This is a genomic window from Flavobacterium esculini (assembly GCF_048284325.1).
Classification (GTDB): Bacteria; Bacteroidota; Bacteroidia; order Flavobacteriales; family Flavobacteriaceae; genus Flavobacterium.
Window position 1 is genome coordinate 56,694 of sequence record NZ_JBLVPI010000020.1, and the last position, 23,755, is coordinate 80,448.

The window sequence follows — 23,755 nt, forward strand, 5'->3', positions numbered from 1 at the left end:
ATTTTTGGTTGATTAAACTATTCATTTTTTGATTGATGATTGATTATGTCATTGTGAGGAACGAAGCAATCTCTCATTGCTTAGCACTCTTTCTTTCTGGAGCTTATTCCTGCTTTCCACTTTATCTTTACTTGCTTAAAGAAAGCAAGTAAAGGATGTCGTTTCAATCAGGGCTATTTAGTTCACTTTAGATATTTCTATTCTCTTTTAATCTATTCTGTGTCCTATTTAAGAAACGGAATCGTAATTGGGTAGTTGTATTTTTCACCATTTGATGTTTTTATGGAAGCATAAATGATTAAAAAGAATTCAACCACTTTCAAAAGGCCAAAAATTAAAACAGCTACTAAACCTACTGTTAACATTCCGATGTTTCCTTCAAAACTAAAATTTCTTAAAACAACATCGTGATCATTTATTAGCGCTTCAAAAGGAATATTCTTTAAGAAAGTAATTAGAAAGATAGGAACAGCGATCATAATAAGTACTAAAGAATACAGTAATAAACTTAACTGGAAATTCAGCACTTGTTTTCCGTGGTAATCCACAAATTCCGATTTGTCTTTTTTTGAAGACCAAATTAATATTGGAAAAATATAATTCCCAAAAGGAATAAAGTATTGAGTTAAAGCACTCAAATGAGTAAATGTAGCGGTGTTTTTTTCGGTAGTTGTTTCCATGATTAAAAGTATATAGTAATTTCTTATGCAAATATATGGCTAAAAGACAGTATCTTGTTTCACATAGTACCAAATATTAACAAAATATTAACAAATTATTTTAATATGTACGCATAGTATTTTTTTGTATTTTAGCAAAAAAATCAATAATAATAAACTCGCCATGATTCAAAATCGCAAAAACAATGAAGAATGGCAACCCCTATTTCTATAAAAACCAAATAGTAGCTACATATGAAACTTACCGTGTCAAAACTTAATAAATTTCTATTGTTTAAATTACCATCGGCATTTATCTGTGGCGTACGTGTAAAAGAGATAGATGAAGATAAATGTGTAGTGTCAGTAAAACATCGCTGGATTAACCAAAATCCATTTAATTCTATGTATTTTGCAGTGCAAGCTATGGCTGCTGAACTTTCTACGGGGGCTTTGGTCATGTATCAAATTCAAAAAAGCGGCAAAAAAATATCGATGTTAGTCGCTAACAATAAAGGAAATTTTACAAAGAAAGCAACAGGAAGAATCACTTTTACTTGTACCGATGGTCATTTAATTGAAAAAGCCATTCAAGAAACTATTGCTGCTGGAGAGGGGCAGACCTTCTGGATGAAATCTATTGGAACAGACGAAAAAGGAATCCAAGTATCCGAAATGGATTTTGAATGGAGTGTAAGAGTTAAATAAAAAACGCTTAATAAATTTGTATCGAAATTATAAAAAATAGAAAAACGCCTCAAAATCCAAGAGACGTTTTTTATGGATAATGGAATAGTTACGCTTTAGCTTAGCATTTTTTCCCATTGGCTTTAGCCATTGATGCATCACATTTTTTTCCTTCGGCTTTTGATTTTGAATCTTTTTTAGTACAACAAGATTCTTTTTTAGCTTTTTCTTTTAGAACTGGTTTTACTTCTTGTGCGCCAACAGTAACTGAAAAGAAAGCGATTGTTATTAGTGTAATAATTTTTTTCATTTTAATAACTTTAAGATGGTTTTTTATTTTGGATTTGAATCTAAAAATACGATTCAAATATATGTAATAAATTAAACCAATTTTAAAATTATGAATACTATTTTTCTAAAATGAGACTTTTTAATCATTTGTAATTGAATTTATTTGATAATTATTTTTTTACTATAATCTCCTTTAGAAGTTTTCAGTTTTACAATATAAACTCCGGAAGGTAGATTTTTGATTGGAATTTGAATTCTGTTTTGGTTTTCATTTTTTACATCCCAATTTGCTACTGCTTGTCCTAACAAATTGAAAAGACGTACATCATTAACCGTTAAATTCAGAACTTTATTTTGTATAATTAAGACTTTATAATTATTTGAATATAAAATCATAAGTCCGTCATTCAAATTGTTCTCATCAACATCAAGTGTTTTATTTGTGAATTGAAGGGAGAAACGGTTTCTGTATTCGCCAGCAGTTAACGAAATTGTAAAATTACTATTACGAATGTCATGATAAATACCCGTCACGTTATCATGTAAATAAATTTTAGTCGTTTCAGATATATTTTCTAGAGCATCAATTTTGATAGTCACTTTGCCTTCATTCGTTACTGTAAGACCCAACGGAATTATTTGATCATCATTAAAATTAGAAACGGCTTGAATCACATATTCAATATTGTTAATTTCCCAGAACATATCATCTTCACTCAAATCAAACATTGGCGCATCATAACCAATGTCAAAAAGTGGGGTTGTACTACTATCTGCTCCAACTAATAGTTGTCGATGTGCACCAATAGAAGAGTCAAATCCCAATCTAATTTTTGATCTTGTATCTATTGTTTCTATTATTTTTGTTTTTTTAGTTCCTGCCGTTTTCATGAAAATAGAACTTGCCGAAACTTCTCTCACGAATGCCCGTTGGCTATTTTTAAAAATCAAATCGCCACCATTAACCGTTGTTGGAATCATCGTTCCCGATGGGTCAAGGGCTGTTAAGTCGGGGTCTAAATAGGCATCAACAAAAAATCCTTGCGCAACGGGGATGTATCGTTGCGGTACTTTTGTACCAGCTCCAGTTCCAGTTAAAGAACTGTCAGCAATACCCGCTACACCTCCCATTAAAGTATATGTAGAATAACCACCCTCATATTCAGCCAATAAATGATTGTTTGATAGACCAAAATGATCCCAAAAATAAAGTGCTCCATTGAAAACATTTTTACCTGGTCCTCTTCTGTCTGCCAAATTATCTTTTATAAATTCATCGGCATCGAGTGCGGATGGATAGGGATTTCCTACTAAGTAAGTTTGGTCAGGAGATATAGCTAATGTGATAGTACCAGAATTAGGTTTGCCAACAAATACATAGTTTTGTAGATCTGTAATAGCAGCCGTTCCACCAGTTCCTTTCATAGTAAATCCTTCCCCCACTTTTATAAATGCCGTACTTCCAATATATTTCCATTGATAGTAATTTAACAAGGGGTCTGATAATGCTGGCGAATTAAAGGTCCATAGCCAACGGGTGCTTATTGTTATTGGACTTGTTAGTGCTCCATCTGCACTAAAAGCGCCATCAATAAATGAAATGTTATTTACAGTACTTGGACTAAAATTAGTTACATCTGTAAAACTATTTGTAATTGATGTTCCATCTCTCAATACACTTACAATGGAATAATTTATATTATCGGGACTTACTGGTGATGACCAATAATTGTAATTGAAACTATTTTTTTGACCTTGTTGGTCTCTCAATAATTTTCCTAGACCACCAATTGGATTTGCTGCTATTCCAGCCTGAACTAATTGAGCTTCTCCAGTTAAGCGTAAATCACCTTGTGCTAAAGTCAAATTATTTAAAACTGTTAATTCAAAGCCATCAACTACACTTATTCCTTTAGCTGTAACTGAATTATTTGTGGTTAAATTATAAAAAGTTTCATTGGTTTTTATTGCTGCATTTATAGTCTGAATTTGATTTGCTGTTGCACCATTAAAGGTTACTGTTCCAATTCCAGGAACAAAAGAGCCACTGTTTTTCCAGTCGCGACTAATTTGTAAATTTGAAATACTAGATGGCGCCATAGTAACCGAAGCCCCGTTGGCAATTATTAAATCTTGTGCGCTGGCAATATTACTGTATGCTGCCGCAAAAGGAGATGTTGATGGGTTTATGACTGGCATATTTGTAAATCCGGAATTGATAACAGCATTTATTGTACTTGAAGGCAACCCTTGCTCCCAGTTTTTACAATCAAACCAATCGGTACTTACCAATCCTGTCCATATACCGGCAGTACCAGTTAAAACTGTAACTGTAGCAGAACCTGTCAAATCTTGCGGTAATGCAGGATTACAATTTGCATCACTCAATCCTGTAATGGTATATGTTTTATTTACGGTGATGCCACTTATATTAAAAGTATAAGGGTTTGTGGTGGTAGTTACTGTTGTAGGTGTTGTCCCATTAGAATAGGTTATAGTCCATGGAGCAGTTCCTGTTAAGGTTATATTAAAAGTAGCTGTGCCATCATAACAGATTGTTTGTGATGGTCCGATGTTTGCTGTAGGTCTAGGATTTACCACTATCGTTACTGTTTTTGCAGTTCCAGCACATCCGTTAGAAGTGGGTGTAATGGTATAAACAGCTGTTCCGGAAGTAGCGCCTGTTGTTGTTAATTTTTGCGCAATAGTATTTAAAGTACCCGGACTTGCCCCTGACACTCCAGTTTGAACTACAGTCCATGCAAATGTTGTTCCCGGCTCACTACTTGTCAGCGGAATATTAGTGGTTTCATCTGAGCAAATTATCCCGGGAGGAGCGCTTACTACTGGTCTTTGATTAACTGTTACGGTCACATAAGTAGTACCGTTAGGACCAAAACTAGTACAACCGTTAAGGTAGGATGTTACAGCGTAGGTTGTTGTTACAGTTGGCGATACAGTTGCATTGGTTGCATTGGTATTGCTTATAACAGTATTCGTATTGGTATCAACCCATTGAGATGTTAGCACTCCTATAGGAGCTTCAGGGATTTCAATGTTATCTATTGCCCATGAACTTCCAACTGTACCTTGGTAGTTAAATCGTATTTTTAAGTTGGTTTGTCCCAAATAAGCACTCAAATCAATACTCATATTAGTAGTAATAGTATATGGAAGCTGAGTGGCTGGTCCATTATACTGTGCCAAAATAGCGTTGTATGAGGTGCCTCCATCTATAGAAATTTCAACTTTTGCTGAAGCACCAGCTAATAAATTATAGGCATGATCAAAATGCAAACTTGCTGATGATAATCCTAAGGTATTGAAAACTGGTGTTTGTAAAATGGAGTTGAAATTACCATTGGCAATCACAAATTTTCCGGAAGAGGTATAATTGATGTCAGAATAAGTTCCTCCATTGGTAGCACTTTCCTGAAATGGTCCTGGATTGGTATTACTACCACCGGCAGACAGACAATTTCCACAACCATCCACCAACCAGTTTTTTGGATTGGCAGTGTCAAAAGCACCCCCGGAGGCTAAGCTTTGACTCGTCGCGTAACTGCTTTGAGAAGATAGAATGGTAGAATCACCGTTGCATATTGTGGATGGTGTAGCAGTTACCGGTGAAGGTTTTATATTTGGAATTACGTTTATAATTGATGTGGAGGAATAGGCCAGCGTACATAATGATCCGTTTTGGATAATGGCTCTAAAGAGTGTAGTGGCCAAAATATTTGAATAATTGTATGTCATACCAGTATTTGAAATTGGAATCCAACTAGCTCCTCCTGTAGTTGAAGATTCCCATCGTACTATAGTGCCTGTATGCCCACTTAAGTATATCGTTCCGCTGGCAGAATGACATACGGTAACGATTCTGACAACTGGTAAGGTACTGGGCTGAGAAACGGTAACTGCGCCTCCTGCTGAAGCTGCTTCAATACTAACTGTTGCAGTTGTTGGTGTTCCGGTACAACCATTTGCCGTCGGTGTAATCGTAAAAGTCACCGTTACAGCTGAATTGGTATTATTTATTAAGCTTCCGCTGATGTTTCCACTTCCGCTGGAAGCTATTCCGGTAACGGCTACTGTATTGTCTCTAGTCCAATTATAAGTAGTTGATGGAATACTTCCAGATAAAACTATTGCTGTAATTGGGCTTGCTGAACATAGCGTTTGTGTCGCCGGAGTTGCTATTGCATTAGGAGTTGGATACACCAAAACTGTCGTGGTTATTGGCGTTCCATTGCAACTGTTAGCAGTTGGTGTGATTGTAAAAGTTACGGTTATGGGTGCACTAGTTGTGTTAGTTAAGTTTCCACTGATGTTTCCGCTTCCACTGATGGCAATTCCTGTTACTGAAACTGTATTATCTCTAGTCCAATTGAAAGTCGTTGAAGCTATATTTCCAGATAAAGCCATTGTTGTAATTGCACTTGCTGAACAAATTGTTTGAGCAGCATTTGTTACCACTGCATTTGGCGCAGGGTTAATGATAACTGTTGCGGTTATGGGTGTTCCACTACATCCATTAGCTGTAGGGGTAATGGTGAAAGTCACTGTTACTGGTGCGTTAGTATTGTTGGTTAAGCTTCCGCTGATATTTCCGCTTCCGCTGGCGCCAATTCCGGTTACGTCTACTGTATTGTCTCTGGTCCAATTATAAGTCGTTGAAGCCACATTTCCAGATAAAACCATCGTTGCAATGGCACTTTGTGAACAAATGGTTTGAGCAGCATTTGTTGCCACTGCATTTGGTGTAGGGTTAACGAGAACTGTCGTGGTTATTGGCGTTCCATTACAACCATTAGCCGTAGGAGTGATTGTAAAAGTCACTGTTAGGAATGCATTAGTAGTATTGGTTAAGTTTCCACTGATATTTCCACTTCCACTGGCTGCAATTCCGGTTACTGATATAGTATTATTTCTAGTCCAATTGTAAGTAGTTGCAGCTACATTTCCGGAAAAAGCCATTGTTGTTATTGCTGTTGTTGAACAAATTGTTTGAGCAGCATTTGTTGCCACTGCATTTGGTGTAGGATTAACGAGAACTGTTGCTATTATTGGAGTGCCGGAACATCCATTAGCTATAGGGGTAATAGTAAAAGTTACGGTTACGGGTGTATTAGTAGTGTTAGTTAGACTTCCACTGATGTCTCCACTTCCGCTGGCAGCAATTCCCGTAACAGTTGGTGTATTATTTCTAGTCCAATTGAAAGTCGTTGAAGCTACATTTCCTGATAAACCTATTGTTGTAATTACTGTTGCGGAACAAATGGTTTGAGCTGAATTTATTGCCACTGCATTTGGCGTAGGGTTAACAAGAACTGTTCTGATTACCTGTGTTGAAGGACCATTACAACCATTTGCCGTTACTTGGATATTGACAGCCCCAGAAAAACCTGTTGTCCATGTCATCAGTCCTGATGAGTTGATAGTCCCTGCTGAGGGATTACTTACTGACCAGTTAAAACCGGTACTGTTGGTAGCTGTTGTAGCAAATGTGGTAGTAGAAGTAGAAGCTGTTATTTGACAACTTGGTTCTGTTCCTGCAGATATGGTAATCGCTGTTGGTGTACCAACTGTTGGTGTAACCGTAAGTGCTGAACTAACAGAAGTAACCGTTGGACAAGTATAACCCAAAGGCCCTGAAACAACCACATCATAATTACCTGCATTTGCCAAAACTGCTGCTGTAATTGTATAAGTTGCATTTGTTGCGCCTGAAATGTTGTTGCCATTTTTTCTCCATTGATAGGTAATAGGATCACCGCCTGCATTGGCAGCAACTGAGATGCTAATATTAGTGCCTTCACAGACAGTCTGTGCAATAGGTTGGGTTGTAATTAAAATGGATTGGTCTACATTTAAGGTTACCTCATTTGATTTTGTAGAGGCACAAGGACTGGTACCATTTACGACAACATAATAAATACCATCATCTGGCAAAAATGCCTGACTAAAATTTAAAATATTTGTTTGAGCCCCCGTAATAAATGCAGTATTGGTAACCGCAGTGCCTGGGAAGGTTCCTTTATACCATTGGTAAGTTAGTCCATCTCCGCTAGCTACAACACCAAACTGTGCTGTACTACTGGCACATATTCCTAAATTGGATGGTTGAGTTCCTATGATAACTCTACGATTTACAAGCAAGATTGCGTTATTTGAAGTTATCGGCGCACAAGGGCTTGTGCCGGTTATCACAACATTATAATTATTCGCAGCATCCGTGGTCGCCACATTTGAGATTGTTAATGTAGCACTAGTTGCACCACTGAGATTGCCCCCGTTTACAAGATTAGTAGTGCCTTTTCTCCATTGGTAAGTTAAGCCTGTTCCCGTGGCCGTTACGCTAAAACTTACGTTTGTTCCAGAGCACGCTGTTTGTGTGGCTGCAGGTTGCGAAATAATAGTCACAGCATCATTCACCACCACAGCAGAATTATTGGAAGTAGCGACAGTACATGGCGCTGTTCCCGTTATCACGACATTATAATCCGCGGCAGCATCACCTGACGTTGCCGGATTAATGGTTAAAGTATTGGTTGTGGCTCCACTGATGTTACCGACATTGGAAAGATTGGCTATGCCTTTTCTCCATTGATAGGTCAAGCCTGTTCCTGTTGCCGTTACACTAAAGCTTATGGAATTTCCTGAACATACAGTTTGAGTAACAGCTGGCTGGGCAGTTATTGCTACCACTTGGTTTACAACGAGAACGGCATTTGAAGAAGTAACCGCAGCACAAGGACTGGCTCCACTCACCACAACATTATAGCTTCCCGCATCGGTTGTTAAAACACCGGTTAAAGTTAAAGTAGCACTAGTTGCACCACTGAGATTGCCCCCGTTTACAAGATTAGTAGTGCCTTTTCTCCATTGATAGGTTATGCCTGTTCCCGTTGCCGTTACGCTAAAACTTACGTTCGTTCCAGAGCACGCTGTTTGTGTAGTGGCAGGTTGTGACGTGATTGCCACAGCATCATTAACCAGCAAGGCTGAATTATTGGAAGTAGCGACAGTACATGGCGCTGTTCCTGTTATCTCGACATTATAATCCGCGGCAGCATCACTTGATGCTACGGGGTTAATGGTTAAAGTATTGGTTGTGGCTCCACTGATGTTACCGACATTGGAAAGATTGGTTATGCCTTTTCTCCATTGATAGGTCAAGCCTGTTCCTGTTGCCGTTACACTAAAGCTTATGGAATTTCCTGAACATACAGTTTGGGTAACAGCAGGCTGGGCAGTTATTGCCACAATTTGGTTTACAACGAGAACGGCATTTGAAGAAGTAACCGCAGCACAAGGACTGGCTCCACTCACCACAATATTATAGCTTCCCGCATCGGTTGTTAAAACACCGGTTAAAGTTAAAGTAGCACTTGTTGCACCACTTATGCTTCCTCCGTTTGCAAGGATTGTTGCGCCCTTTTTCCATTGGTAAGTTAAGCCTGTTCCCGTGGCCGTTACGCTAAAACTTACGTTTGTTCCAGAGCACGCTGTTTGTGTGGCTGCAGGTTGCGAAATAATAGCCACAGCATCATTCACCACCAAAGCAAAATTATTGGAAGTAGCGACAGTACATGGCGCTGTTCCCGTTATCACGGCATTATAATCCGCGGCAGCATCACCTGACGTTGCCGGATTAATGGTTAAAGTATTGGTTGTGGCTCCACTGATGTTACCGACATTGGAAAGATTGGCTATGCCTTTTCTCCATTGATAGGTCAAGCCTGTTCCTGTTGCCGTTACACTAAAGCTTATGGAATTTCCTGAACATACAGTTTGAGTAACAGCTGGCTGGGCAGTTATTGCTACCACTTGGTTTACAACGAGAATGGCATTTGAAGAAGTAACCGCAGCACAAGGACTGGCTCCACTCACCACAACATTATAGCTTCCCGCATCGGTTGTTAAAACACCGGTCAAAGTTAAAGTAGGACTTGTTGCACCACTTATGTTTCCTCCGTTTGCAAGGATTGTAGCTCCTTTTTTCCATTGGTAAGTTAAGCCTGTTCCCGTGGCCGTAACACTGAAACTTATGTTCGTTCCTGAGCACGCTGTTTGTGTGGCTGCAGGTTGCGAAATAATAGCCACAGCATCATTAACCAGCAAGGCTGAATTATTGGAAGTAGCGACAGTACACGGCGCTGTTCCTGTTATCTCGACATTATAATCCGCGGCAGCATCACTTGATGCTACGGGGTTAATGGTTAAAGTATTGGTTGTGGCTCCACTGATGTTACCGACATTGGAAAGATTGGTTATGCCTTTTCTCCATTGATAGGTCAAGCCTGTTCCTGTTGCCGTTACACTAAAGCTTATGGAATTTCCTGAACATACAGTTTGGGTAACAGCAGGCTGGGCAGTTATTGCCACAATTTGGTTTACAACGAGAATGGCATTTGAAGAAGTAACCGCAGCACAAGGACTGGCTCCACTCACCACAACATTATAGCTTCCCGCATCGGTTGTTAAAACACCGGTTAAAGTTAAAGTAGCACTTGTTGCACCACTTATGTTTCCTCCGTTTGCAAGGATTGTAGCTCCTTTTTTCCATTGGTAAGTTAAGCCTGTTCCCGTGGCCGTAACACTGAAACTTACGTTCGTTCCAGAGCATATCGTTTGTGTAGCCACTGGATGTGATGTAATTGCCACAGTCTGGTTTACAGTAATAACTAATTGATCAGTACCTGCGTTACAACCTCCCGCAGGATCGTTTGTTGTTGCATTGATTGTAACTGTGCCATTTGAAATGCTAGGTGTATAAGTATATGACGCAGGATATGGTCCTCCACTAATAGTTCCGCTAGACGAAGTAAACGTGGGTAGTGCATTTGCATTACCGGTTAATAACGGGTTTAAACTAATACTTGTTCCAGAACACATACTAATGTCAGCGCCAAGGTTCACCGCCGCAAAAGTATTTACGTCAACATTAAAAGTTTTTGAATTACCAGTGCCACATGGGTTACTTACTTGAACAGTAATGTTTTGATTACTTCCTATTGTTGCTGATCCTGTTGCGGTTGCGGTTATAGATGTAGTTCCTTGTCCGGAATTTATAACCCAACCTGTGGGAACAGACCAAGTATAGAGCGTCGCACCAGCAACTGCAGATACTGAATATGTGGCTGAAGCAACGGGGCAAACTGCTGTAGGGCCTGATATTGGATTTGCAGGAAGTGTAGGAGTTCCTGTATAAACGGTCATCACAATACTGTTACTGGTAGCTGTAGTTGGTGATGCACAAGTAGCATTTGAAGTCATCACTACGGTGATTGTTGATGGGTTTGCTAGTGATGTAGTGGTATAAGTAGAATTAGTTGCTCCAGCAATATTTAACCCGTTTCTTTGCCATTGGTAAGTTGGTGTACTTCCACCATTTGTTGGGCTTGCAGTAAAAGTTACCGAAGTTCCAACGCTTGAACATATTGATGTTGAGGTAGATGTTATGCTTACAAAAGGTGTAACTAATGAATTTACTGTTATAGAAATGCTGTTACTTGTTGCAGGATTTCCTGTTGCACAAGGTGTAGTATTGGATGTTAATACGACTGTAACGACTTGTCCATTAGTAAGAGTTGTTGTAGTAAATGTGTTACTGTTTGTTCCTGCATTTACCCCATTTACCTTCCATTGATAAGCAGGTGTTGTGCCTCCATTTGTTGGAGTAGCGGTAAAGGTTACCGATGTTCCGTCACAGATTGTTGTTGCTGTTGCAGCAATATTAACGCTAACGGGTAAGTTTGGATTAACCGTCATGGTAATTCCGTTGCTAGTAGCTGGGTTACTGGTTGGGCATGTTGCATTTGAGGTTAAAACAACGGTAACAATTTGTCCATTTGTTAGTGTTGTTGTGGTAAATGTGTTGTTGTTGGTTCCAACATTTACTCCATTTACTTTCCATTGATAAGCAGGGGTTGTTCCTCCATTTGTTGGTGTTGCAGTAAAAGTCACACTTGTTCCGAGGCAGATTGTTGTAGCAGATGATGTTACACTAACACTCACTGGTAGATTCGGATTTACGGTCATTGTAATGCCGGTGCTTGTAGCTGGATTTCCAGTTGCACAAGGAATAGCACTTGAAGTTAATATTACCGTTACAACTTGGCCATTTGTAAGACTTGAAGTAGTAAATATATTGCTTGTTCCTGTATTTATACCATTTACTTGCCATTGATAAGTAGGAGTTGCTCCTCCATTTGTTGGCGTAGCTGTAAAAGTGACGCTACTTCCGGCACATATTGTTGTAGCAGATGCTGTTACACTAACGCTTACGGGTAAGTTCGGATTTACGGTCATTGTAATGCCGTTGCTTGTGGCTGGATTTCCAGTTGCACAAGGAATAGCACTTGAAGTTAATATCACCGTTACTACTTGGCCATTTGTAAGACTTGAAGTTGTAAAAAGGTTGCTATTTGTTCCTGTATTTACCCCATTTATTTGCCATTGATAAGCAGGTGTTGTACCGCCATTTGTTGGAGTAGCTGTAAAGGTTACTGATGTTCCTGCACATATTGTTGTCGCGGTTGCAGCAATACTCACACTTATAGGTAAATTTGGATTCACCGTTGTAACAATAGCGTTGCTAGTAGCTGGATTACCGCTAGCGCATACCGCATTTGAAGTCATAACCACTGATACTGACTGACCAGTTGTAAGACCTGAAGTTGTATAAGTTGAATTATTTGAACCCACGGGAGTTGCGCCTACGTACCATTGATAAGCTGGAGTGGTTCCGCCATTGGTTGGTGTTGCTGTAAATGTTATGCTCGTTGTCGCACAAATAGTATTATCGGCATCGCTTGAAACAATACTCACGCTTGCAGGTAAATTTGGATTGACAGTAGTGATAATAGTGTTACTAGTTGCAGGACTTCCAATAGCACAGACTGCATTTGAAGTCATGACCACCGATATGGATTGTCCATTTGTAAGCCCTGTTGTGGTGTAGGTTGTGCTATTTGAACCAACTGGGGTTGCTCCTACGTACCATTGATAAGCTGGAGTGGTTCCGCCATTGGTTGGGGTGGCTGTAAATAGTATACTCGTTCCTGCACAAATTGTATCGTCGGCATCGCTTGAAACAATACTCACGCTTGCAGGTAAATTTGGATTGACAGTAGTGATAATAGTGTTACTAGTTGCAGGACTTCCAATAGCACAGACTGCATTTGAAGTCATGACCACCGATACGGATTGTCCATTTGTAAGCCCCGTTGTGGTGTAGGTTATGTTATTTGAACCAACTGGGGTTGCTCCTACGTACCATTGATAAGCTGGAGTGGTTCCGCCATTGGTTGGGGTGGCTGTAAATAGTATACTCGTTCCTGCACAAATTGTATCGTCGGCATCGCTTGAAATAATACTCACACTTGCAGGTAAATTTGGATTCACAGTTACCTGAATACTATTACTTGTCACCATCGCAGGTGTAGCGCAAGACGCTGATGATGTTACATCTAATGTAATGACATCATTATTTGAAAGTGTAGAGGAAGTAAATGAATTGCTGTTTGTTCCAATCGGAGTCCCATTTAAACGCCATTGATAGATTGGAGTTAGACCACCATTGGTCAACGCATCTACGCTAAATGTTACAGGTGTTCCTGCACAAAATATTGTTTCAGTTGCTTCAATAGTAACAGATGGTGTAATCAAAGGATTCACCGTCATTGTTATAATGTTACTGGTTACAATAGCAGGAGATGGGCAGATAGCATTAGAAGTCATTTCAACTTTTATTTGATTTCCATTAACAAGAGAACTGGTTGTGAAAGTTGGGCTATTTGAACCAACTAGAGTTGCTCCCACATACCATTTGTACGCTGGACTACTACCTCCATTTACAGGAGCTGCAGTAAATGTTACCGAAGTTCCTGAGCATATAGGGCTAGCTGGATTAGCAAGAATTGTTACAGATGGAACCGAAAGAGTATTTACCGTAAAAGTGCCCGAGCTAATAATATCGGGTCCTGATAAGGGAGTCACCGTAATAACTCCAGTTGTAGCGGCTGTAGGTAAGGTAGCTGTAATTTGAGTGCCACTGCTGTTTATAGTATAAGTTGCTGTTACACCATTAAAATAAACGGCTGTAGCACCAGTAAAACCAGTTCCAGATATAACAACTGAAGTACCGGAACCCGTACAAGCATTAGTGGGAGTAAAACTCGATATTGATTGGGCAAAATTATCAATACTAATTAAAAAAGCAATCAAAACAATTGTAAACAGATGACATGTTTTCGATATTTTTAATGCTGAAAATAAATTTATGAGAGATTTAAAGTATTTTTTTTTCATGACACCTACATTTTAAAATCAAACGATTATTATTTTTATAAAAAGGCATAAAAATTCATGCAGTTTTTAGAAACAAAAAAATGTTTATTGTAGTGGTATTATTTCCAATGAAAAAGTTATATGCCTGTTACAGTTTTGGTGTAGTTTTAATAATTATTTCACACAAAAAGTAACAAGTAGAATTGTGCTCGGAGTGTTTTTTGTTTAAAGGACTAGGCTTACATATCTTAAAATTAACTATTTATGATGAGATTGTTTGAAAAAAAATTTTTTTTTCGATGAAAGGATTTTATCATCCGATAAACGACTCGTTTTAAGAAAATTAATCTTATATGTTTTCGTTTTTTCTTTATTTAAGGCCAATTTAGATATAGAAAAAATATTATTTTAGATAGTTTTTCTTTTTTTAAATTTCTTTTTATAGCGTTATGGGATAATTAATTTTTTACTAAAATCTATGTTTGAAGTTTTACAGTATATATAATGCACTTAATCGGCAGTTAGATATTTTATTGATCTTGATTTTCGATTTTTCAAGTACTTACTGATTGGCCTATTATATTGGAATAAAGTAACTTTTTCAAGGATTTTTTTTAATGTATTGTTATGATTGAAAGACTATTCTTATTTTGTAAATGAATAACTTTAATGGTGTTATCATCAACACTTAATGTTTATTATTCAATCGTAATGCAAAACGATTGTTGTTTTCGCCTTCTGGCAGGATCACTTCAATGTTTCATTGCGAATATCATGGTATATTCCTGTCAAATCATCGTAGATATAAATTGCTTTTGCGGAGTCGAAGCTTTCCAATTTATCAATTAAGAGCTTTACTTTTTTCCTTCGGAATCTGCTTTTTCCTTCTATTACTAATTGGTTTTCGCCATTCAATAAGTATATGTCATTTGGAAAATCATCTCATAACCGTAATCCATTTCGCTGGTTGCTTTCTCGTTCATGAATCCTAACAGCTAAAAAAGGAATAGTACTGTTTTTTGGATATATTAAAATGAAGAAGATAATTTTGTTGAAAAATATAATTTCAGTATTTTATGTTTTTTGAAATAATACTGACATCTGACTAATTTTGAACACTTTTTGTTTTGCCAATCAGTAAACGTTAATACCAAACACTTGCATTATACAGTCCAAATTTTATCTAAAAACACATAGCTATATTCACAGATACTCGAGGGCACTGAAAAACTACCTGAAATACGGAAAATGAAACTACCTGAAAAGGAGCAAAAACACTATGGTTTCACTCCTTTTAGTTGTTATAAATATCTTGTGGTCACTTAAAATTAAATTTCACAAAAAAAGCGATTAAATAAGATCAAAACCTTATTTAATCGCTTTTTTAATAGTCTTTTGAAAAAAGAGACTTTTTCAGTGCCTTCCAGATACTCATTACCTCTTTTTTGCTTGTAGCTTTTACGACATTAGTAATGCAATCTTCTACATCTTCTAATGAAGTGCTGACCGGTGCGACCAGGGGATGTAATCTTATCACATTAATTGAACTTTGCCTTTTAACGATGATGTTTCCGGAGTTTCCATTAGCGTCTTTAGTTTGAATCAAGTTGGTGTTGTTTGCAAAAGTTATTGAAGATTCGATAGTTACTGTTACATCACCAGAAATATTAAAATTACATTCTGATTTATGTTATTTAAAATCAACTACTTGTGATAATTTTTTTTAAATAATATTTTTTTCAATCAAAGGATTTTATCATCAGACAAATTATCCGTTTTCAGAAATTTATGCTTAATGTTTACTTCTTTTTTCTTGTTAAGGAATGATTACTTTTTTACTAAAATCTCCTTTTGTTGTATAAATCTTTACAATATAAACACCAGAATTTACTTTTTTTAGAGGTAGCTGAATGTTTTTTTGGTCTTGATTTTCAATTTCCCAAGTGCTTATTAATTGGCCGATTATATTGAATAAAGTAGCTTTTTCAACGATAGTTTCTAATGTATTGTTATTGATTATAAGTATATTGTCATTCTGTATATGAGTAATTTTAATGGTGCTGTCATTGATGATTTTGTCATCAACGCTTAATGTTTTATTAGTAAATCGTAATGAAAATCGATTGTTGTTTTTGCCTTCTGGCAGAATCACTTCAAATGTTTCATTGCGAATATCATGATACATCTTTGTCAAATCATCGTAGATGTAAATCGCTTGTGAGGAGTCGAAGTTTTCCAATTCATCAATCAGGAACTTTACTTTTCCTTCAGCATCTGTTTTTACACCAATCGGGTAGGAGGCATTTGCATCAAAAAATCCTTCACCTTCTATTACTAATTGGTTTTCTCCATTCAATAAGTACATATCATTTGGGAAATCATCAATATTTAGACCGTCATAACCGTAATCCATTTCGCTGGTAGCTTTCTCATTCATGAACCCTAACAGCACTTGTCTGTGATGATTATCATGTGAATTGAATCCTAAACGAATTTTTTTATAATAATTATTTATAACGGAATCATTATTATTATTATTATTATTATCCAAAATTTTATTTTTTCCAGTCTTAAATTTATACATCACATTCGAATTCAAAGCGTCATTTTCTTTATGAAAAGCTCTTTGACTATTCTTAAAAGTAACCGTACCACCAGAGCCTATTTTTCCATTTACAAAAAAACCTTGACCTACTGGAATATATCGGTTAGGAATTCCTCTTGATGGGGTGCCTGATTGGCTAATAAAATCGACTCCTGTTGCTGAAGGAGCTAATCCTCCAGTTAAATTTCGTACTGCATATCCCCCTTGATAATCACGTAAAGCATGTGTGTTATTAGTAGTATAATGTTCCCAAAAATATAAAGTGCCATCTGTAGAAGGATTAGAGAAAGTTTCTAAAGAACTTATATTGTCAGTTATAAAAGCATCAGCATCTAATGCAGAAGGATAGGGATTACCTGTTAATAATAATTGATCGTCACCTACTGTATTTGTTGTGATTGTACCGTTATTTGGTTTTCCAACAAAAGTATAATTTTGAGCCCCGGATGCCGCTCCACTTCCTTTCAATGTAAATCCTTGTCCGACACGCAGCGGATCTGTCTCTAATATTTGGTGCCAATTTGCATAAGCATTCACATAATTGTCAAATTTATAAAGCCAGTATCGCGCTAAACTAATAGGAGTTGTGGGCGCTCCATCATAGCCGCCAATCCAGTTAATATTTTGAGGAGTTGTCGTAGTCCCATCTTTCATGATACCAGTAACGGTATAATTGGTATTGTTAGCGGTTGTGTTTATTGGACTTACAGGAGAACTCCAATAGTTATAATTGTATTTGTTGGATTGCCCTTGTTGGTCTTTTTCTATAGACCCGGAACTTGTAACGTCTAAATCGCTTTCACTAGTTTGAACCAATTGTGACATTCCTATCAAATCTATTTTTCCATCTAATTTTAGATAACTCGAAACTTCAATTTTTGAATCATTTGCAGCACTTAATATATTACTGTTTACAAATAATCCCAAAACAGTTTTATTGCTATTAGAAGTAATATTATGTGATGTTTTAACTATATTCCAATCTATTTTTGTAGCATTATCTATACCTACACTATTAGGTACATCCCAAACGGTATAATTAGTCCAAGTAGTATCTGTTTCCCAGCTACCATTACTTCCAGAGGTATAAGGGATTGGGGCAGTATCGGGTTCTTGAACATAAATGCCTTTCAATTTACCATTTTTAGAGTTGCCGGATTTGTCCATTAAATAGCCAATGCTGATATCGCTTGCTCGATTCATTTGATAATAACTTGACAAATTAGTCCAATTTAATCCACTGATGTTTTTGGATACAATTACTCCTTTTACATTACCGCTACCATCATTTATGATTTCCTGATTCATCATTTGACGAATTTGATCAACAGCCAAAGAAACATTCCATATGCGTAGCTCATCTGTATAGCCATTGTAATAATTATAGGGTATGTCAGTATTTTGACTCATTGCGCCCAAAATAAAATCAACGCTATTCAGTGTCGGATTTACACCTGTAGCAGTCTTCTCTAATATTCCGTCAATATATAATTTATAGGTAGTGCCATTAAAAGTAACTCCAATATGATACCACCTGTTAGTATCAATTGCATGAGTAGCTATTATAGAATTATTATTCCAATTGAATGAAATAAAATTGTTTACCAATCTTAAATCATAGCCATCAGTCGAACTCGGGCTGAGATGTTTTGAAATTATAGTTTGGGTGTTGGGATTAGTAGCATTCGATTTTATCCACGCTTCAATACTAAAAGAACCATTGTTTAAATTAAAGTTATTTTTAAAGTTAATATGGTCATCACTTCCGTCAAAATTGACAACATTGCAGAGTTCAAAAGTAACTACAACATCATCTGTGGTGGCGCAACTTGTAGTCCATCTCAAGGTATATGCACCAAGATAAGGGCTGTAAAATGTTGAACTTGGGCTTGTGCTATTCGAAAAAATTTCGCCACCGCCTGCAGGACCACTAACGATAGACCATATTCCTGTTGTACCAGATGTTGCTGCTAATGTAACTAATTCTCCTCCACAAAAATCATTTCGATTTGGGCCAGCCATACTTGACAAGCAGGAACTTGCGTCTATGGCTACTTTTATCGAGCCATCAATTGGCAAATGACAAGCAGTTCCATCATATCCTTGAAAAAAATACTTCGTAAATGAAGTTCCCGATGTAGCACCCGTACCGGTTATGTTTCCTGTTTCCAGAGAAACTTCGGGGCTGCAACCCGCATTTAGTATAATGGAACAATCTGTTGTAACATCGAGGGTAAAGCTTATATCGGCATATACATATTCGGGATGACCGGATGTTATAGGTAACGTACCCAAATTCCAAATAATTTTATTTGTTGCTGAATCAAAATAGGGAATGTTGGCCGTGGTAAAACCGTGGTAAGTGTGGTATAAAATAGTTCCTGTATGGAAAATTGCTGTTGCAGGAATGGGGATTGCAACTATGGTGTTATTTGTGGCTTCGGTACCTTCATTAGTAATATTGAGGGAATAATTAATTGTTTGCCCAGGAGATGCATTTAAAATGGGAGGGTTTAGAACATTATTAATTGAAGTTACGCTTATTAATCCTTTGGGTTCCGGGATATAGGCATCTACTGACATGGCAAAACCGAATATCGTATATACTTCATAAGTGGAGCCAAACCTAAAAGTTGTGGATGTCTGGTTGTTACCTATGACTAAATTTCCAGTATTGGGAATGGTAAACATACTAAAATCAACTCCAGTATTGTTTTGTAAAATTGGGTTGCTGGTACCTAAAGCCGGAACTGGGAATATAGAAGAATTGAAGAAGTTAGTGGTTGAATTTCCTGCATGATTTAACGTTAAATAGTTAGTGGTGTTGTAAACTGCTGGATCTGCATTTAATTTTTGTACTGCCAGATAATCACTTCCTGAATTGGTCGCAACATCTCCTTCAGCTGCCATTACGCCCAGTTTCATGTTTACTTGTCCTGAACCAACTGTAGTAAATCCTGAAATAGGAATTGATCCATATTCACCGCCACCTGCAAGTTGGCCGTTTACATAGGCATAGCCGTCAAAAAGAGTTACGGCACGACTTTTCATGACAGGATTTTCATAAATAACAAGCATAACCCAACCACCCGATAAACCCGGATTAGAATTCGTTCCTTCTGTCAAAGCCACATCGGCAACAGTATAAGCTCCTGAACCATGTGTTTTTACATAATCGGTGATTTCTTGATAACCAATGAAAATTCCACTTTGGGCAGCTCCTGGAAAACGGATTTCAGAACTGGCACCGTTAGGTTTTGCCGTGATGGCGGTGTAAGAAGTAGCGCCTGGTCCCTTTAAAGAAACTACTTTTTTGTTGTAAGTAAGAGTTGTATATACAGGAATAGTACCTGAAACATTTACCGATGCTGAGGAAGTGCTTTGAGTGTCTGCAAGGTTTAAATTTGTTGCGGTACTCCTAATTAATTGATTAATGGTTAAATTTACCGTCCCATCTGCTATAATATAAGGTGTTGTAAGAGTGGCAGTGGCAACGCTTCCTGATGTAGTAATTATTACGGGGATATTTGTAGCTGTGCCACCATTTATGGAAAGTGTTACTGTTGCTGGTGCCGCATTATTAGTGTAATGAAAAACATAGGTATTACCATTTCCTGAAAATGTATAAATTGGGCTACGATTATTGTTAGTTGGATTATCTCTAGTTATAATTAAACTGTAATTCGTATTGGTAATACTTTGATTGTGATTTATGGCTAAATTATTATTGATTGGTTGTGTGCCAGTTTGAACCGGTTTTGAACCTGTAACAATATCAGCGTCATCTGATTTCCCAGTCCAGTACAGACCTGCAAAAAGAACAGTTGAACAATTTGGGTTGGCGCTATTCTCACCTCTATTAGAGAGTTCAAGGGTAGCCATGGAAGAATTCAAAGTAGTAGGATCACCATCAATATCGACATATTTCATCGCATTACCTTCATTATTAGTGGTGGTAGAATAAGTTGAGAGAGTTAAATTGGTGTTGCCTAACATGGTAAAATCACCCTTCACATTATATATCGTTTTGGCAGGTGTTGCAGAGGAAGTTCTTTGCGAAAAATTAACTTGCGGAGATGTAACTGTTTGGGCCTTTATTTGCGCAGGCAGAACAAAAAATAGTATTGTACATACTAAATATATTAAATTGTACTTTCTTTTTTTAGAGTAAATTTTCTTCATAATTTTCTGCCTTTTAATTAATTATGATGGATATATTTATTTCAAATGAAATCAATTAAGAAAATAATTACGATGCGACATCAAATTTATATATTTTCTCTCAAAAAACAGATTAAAAGTAAGTATAATCGACAAAGTGAATGTTTTTTATAAATTAGTAGCTATTAGATTATAATTTATTATGCAAAAAAACTTTGATTTTTTAATGGAATTTGAAAATCAAGTCTGTTTTAACTAACTAATAGGGTATACGATTTAATAACAAAAAATAAGAGGTAACCTGATTTTAGAGCCATAAATGACTTTAGAGGAAAAAAGCTAAAAGGAAATATTGATAAATTTTTTAGTCAATTGGTTACAATGAGGGTTGATCTGGAACTCATTAGTTTGGAGAAGCAATTTGTAGACGTTGCACCCAACAGGTAATTTATTAAATTTTTAGTGGAGCTAACATTAATTATTATAAAGTCTATTTTTTTTATATATTTATTAAACATATAAATCAAAATTTTATGAAACTTTCTAAGATAGTATTGTTTGCTTTTTTATTATTTGTCGGTTTTAGTTATGGACAAAATATACTAATAGGAAAGGTCTCCAACAGTAAGAATAAACCAGTTGTAAATGCTAAGGTATTTTTAGATTCTATTTATACAAATGTTGAAACAAATAAAAATGGGGATTTTGAAATATTGCTTCCTGAAAAGGTGACTATGGTTCATGTTTACTCAGATGACTATGGTTTATTATCTTCTAAATTCAATAATGAAAATATCATGAATTTTATGTTTTTAGATTCGGATAAATCTATAAAAGGACAAACAAAAAAAGGAGATAAGATTACAATTGGATATTCTGAAGTGGATAAAAAATATAAGGTTAATAATTCAGTGGCCATAAGTATTCCAACAGATAAAAATGCAGCTGTTTATAATACAATATACGATATGATTAGAGGCCGTTTGTCTGGAGTCACAGTTTCAAGGGACAATAGGATAACCATTAGAGGGGTTAGTTCTATTCGTAATATTTCGGAACCATTATTTGTTGTCGATGGAATGATTGTATCAAGTATTGATTATATATCGCCTAATAATGTGAAAAACATAAGTGTATTAAAGGGTGCAGAAGCTTCTGTTTATGGATCACAGGCATCTGCAGGAGTTATTCTCATTAAGACTAAATAATTTTGATGGCTAAATAATGAAAATCTAAAAATGTATAATAAATCAGTTTGTCTGTAAATTCTATTATTTACTGGATTCCTTGTTCTTAGTATTCAAACTAATTTGGAATTTTGCTAAGATGAGATACCATTTTTAATAATACAATCTAAAATCGAGGAGTTTACAAAGGGCATAGTATTTCTCATGTAATTCTTCCACTATTTCAACCACATTATCTTGTTCTTCAAATAAGCCAAAGAAAGCTTTGTCGAGTGCAATGCTGGTTAAGTTATGGAATTGCGCCCCATAACCAGAAACAGCACGCGCTCCTGTAATATCTAAAAAGTATTGTGCTTCATCCTGGCTTAGGTCTAGTGGCTTTCTATTGGCGAAATGCAAAATTTTCCCTTTCATTTTTCCTTCAAATAACTCAGCTATTTCTTCTAAACTATAATAATAATCATTGAGGCAAATGTTGTTTCCTTCACCGGGCATTAGTAAGTAGATTATTTCATAATTCTTGAAATTATGATCCTCATAGAGTAGTGTGTTTAAACTTTCTTCTAATCCTTCAATAGTATCGCACGTTTTATAAATGCTTGTAATATTTTGTTCAAAGGCCAGTTGTTCTAAGTTTTTGACTACTTCAGTGTGTGTGTGAGTTTCTACATCGGCGACGGCCTCGAGGCAGAAAATGAATGTATCAGAATCCATGTATTTAGTTTAAGTAGATAATCATTTTGAGAGGTTTATTAGGGGGCAATATATTACTCTTCATCATCTTCAAAAAAATCATTGAGATCAAAATCATTATCACTAGCTGTGTCTTGCTCGTTTGGAGGAATGGCTCCCGGAGGATTGAATAATTCCCAATCGTCCCAGATATGGTTGTTGGTGTCAAAGCTTTCTACCCATTCTATAAACAATAACCTAAAATCGTTTAGCTCTTTGCGAATGAGTTGAACATATTCTAATTCTTTAAATTTTTTATGCAACCGTAAACTACCTACCTGGATATATAAATCCATAGCATGTTCTCTAATTATTGCAGCATTTTGCATCCTAATGCTATACAAATCTCCACCTTCGGCACCAGCAATTTTTGCAGTAATGGTCATAGCATCTTCTCGCATTAAGTGTTTGGTATCTTGAAGGTACGCATCCTCCTCAGGAAGAGAAGCTACTAAGCTTTCTACTAATTGATAAATCAATTCTGCTTTTTGGAAGAGTGGAAGATTGCTGGTTTTCAAATCTGAGAAAATGGTGTTAATTATGTTTGGTACTGATATCAAAATTACTGAAGAATAAAATCAGTTGTTAGTATTTAACAATAAATAGTTATTAACCCTTCGATAAAACTCAGAGTTGTTCAATTATAACTTATTCTAATATATGAATAACTCTAAAGCGAAGGTGCTTTGGGGATTTGAGTTTATAATTGTAGATACGGATTGAAAATTTGTTTTTACTTTAGATTTGATAAAAATAGAAGGGATGTGTTCAAAATTCATTTTTTTTAGCATAAACCTCATTATTATGAGTTAGGGTTTGAGTAATAGGTCAAATTTTAAGCATAAAAAAACCCTAACATATTGATGTTAGGGTTTCTACTTTGGTAGCGAGACCGAGATTTGAACTCGGGACCTCAGGGTTATGAATCTTTAGTATAAGCTTTTTTAATTCTAATGACTCTAGCTTATACGGGTGTTTACAGATGTTTTAAATTTTATAAAATTCTGTTTACCTTGTTTTGGTGCAAATTCCAGTGATATTGACCACCCAATTCCAATTTAAAGTGACCACCTGATTCCAATTCAAAATGACCACCTAATTCCGGAGCAAAATGACCACCTCCATTTTTCATTAAAAAC

At 36.5% G+C, this 23,755-nt stretch carries 8 protein-coding genes; 2 read left to right on the top strand and 6 right to left on the bottom strand.

Annotated elements, in window-relative coordinates; all coding sequences use genetic code 11:
• Positions 1-224: 224 nt before the first annotated feature.
• On the bottom strand, positions 225-680 hold the full coding sequence (locus ACNQGG_RS15695) for a DUF4870 domain-containing protein (RefSeq protein WP_417965530.1): 456 nt from the start codon (positions 678-680) through the stop codon (positions 225-227).
• Positions 681-914: 234 nt separating this feature from the next.
• Between ACNQGG_RS15695 and ACNQGG_RS15700 the strand changes: the two genes are divergently transcribed.
• Positions 915-1,367 carry a DUF4442 domain-containing protein gene (locus ACNQGG_RS15700; RefSeq protein ID WP_417965532.1) on the top strand — a complete coding sequence of 151 codons (453 nt, stop codon included), beginning with the start codon at positions 915-917 and terminating at the stop codon, positions 1,365-1,367.
• 100 nt (positions 1,368-1,467) lie between these two features.
• Here the strand turns inward: ACNQGG_RS15700 and ACNQGG_RS15705 are convergent, their stop codons facing one another.
• From ACNQGG_RS15705 to ACNQGG_RS15715, 3 genes are all read right to left on the bottom strand, one after another.
• Positions 1,468-1,656: a hypothetical protein gene (locus ACNQGG_RS15705; RefSeq protein ID WP_417965534.1), complete on the bottom strand. Its 189-nt coding sequence runs from the start codon at positions 1,654-1,656 to the stop codon at positions 1,468-1,470.
• A gap of 140 nt (positions 1,657-1,796) precedes the next feature.
• On the bottom strand, positions 1,797-13,952 hold the full coding sequence (locus ACNQGG_RS15710; RefSeq protein ID WP_417965536.1) for a T9SS type A sorting domain-containing protein: 12,156 nt from the start codon (positions 13,950-13,952) through the stop codon (positions 1,797-1,799).
• A 1,795-nt stretch (positions 13,953-15,747) separates the two neighbouring features.
• Positions 15,748-20,718 (bottom strand): LamG-like jellyroll fold domain-containing protein, encoded by a 4,971-nt coding sequence (locus ACNQGG_RS15715; protein WP_417965538.1) that lies wholly within the window; start codon positions 20,716-20,718, stop codon positions 15,748-15,750.
• A gap of 512 nt (positions 20,719-21,230) precedes the next feature.
• Between ACNQGG_RS15715 and ACNQGG_RS15720 the strand changes: the two genes are divergently transcribed.
• Positions 21,231-21,905 carry a TonB-dependent receptor plug domain-containing protein gene (locus tag ACNQGG_RS15720; RefSeq protein WP_417965540.1) on the top strand — a complete coding sequence of 225 codons (675 nt, stop codon included), beginning with the start codon at positions 21,231-21,233 and terminating at the stop codon, positions 21,903-21,905.
• A 132-nt stretch (positions 21,906-22,037) separates the two neighbouring features.
• On the opposite strand, the gene ACNQGG_RS15725 is transcribed toward ACNQGG_RS15720, so the two are convergent.
• Both ACNQGG_RS15725 and ACNQGG_RS15730 read right to left on the bottom strand, forming a co-directional pair.
• The gene (locus tag ACNQGG_RS15725; protein ID WP_417965542.1) at positions 22,038-22,598 is read right to left on the bottom strand and encodes a DUF6642 family protein; all 561 of its coding nucleotides are present in this window, start codon (positions 22,596-22,598) and stop codon (positions 22,038-22,040) included.
• Positions 22,599-22,651: 53 nt separating this feature from the next.
• Positions 22,652-23,176: a hypothetical protein gene (locus tag ACNQGG_RS15730; protein ID WP_417965544.1), complete on the bottom strand. Its 525-nt coding sequence runs from the start codon at positions 23,174-23,176 to the stop codon at positions 22,652-22,654.
• Positions 23,177-23,755: the final 579 nt, after the last annotated feature.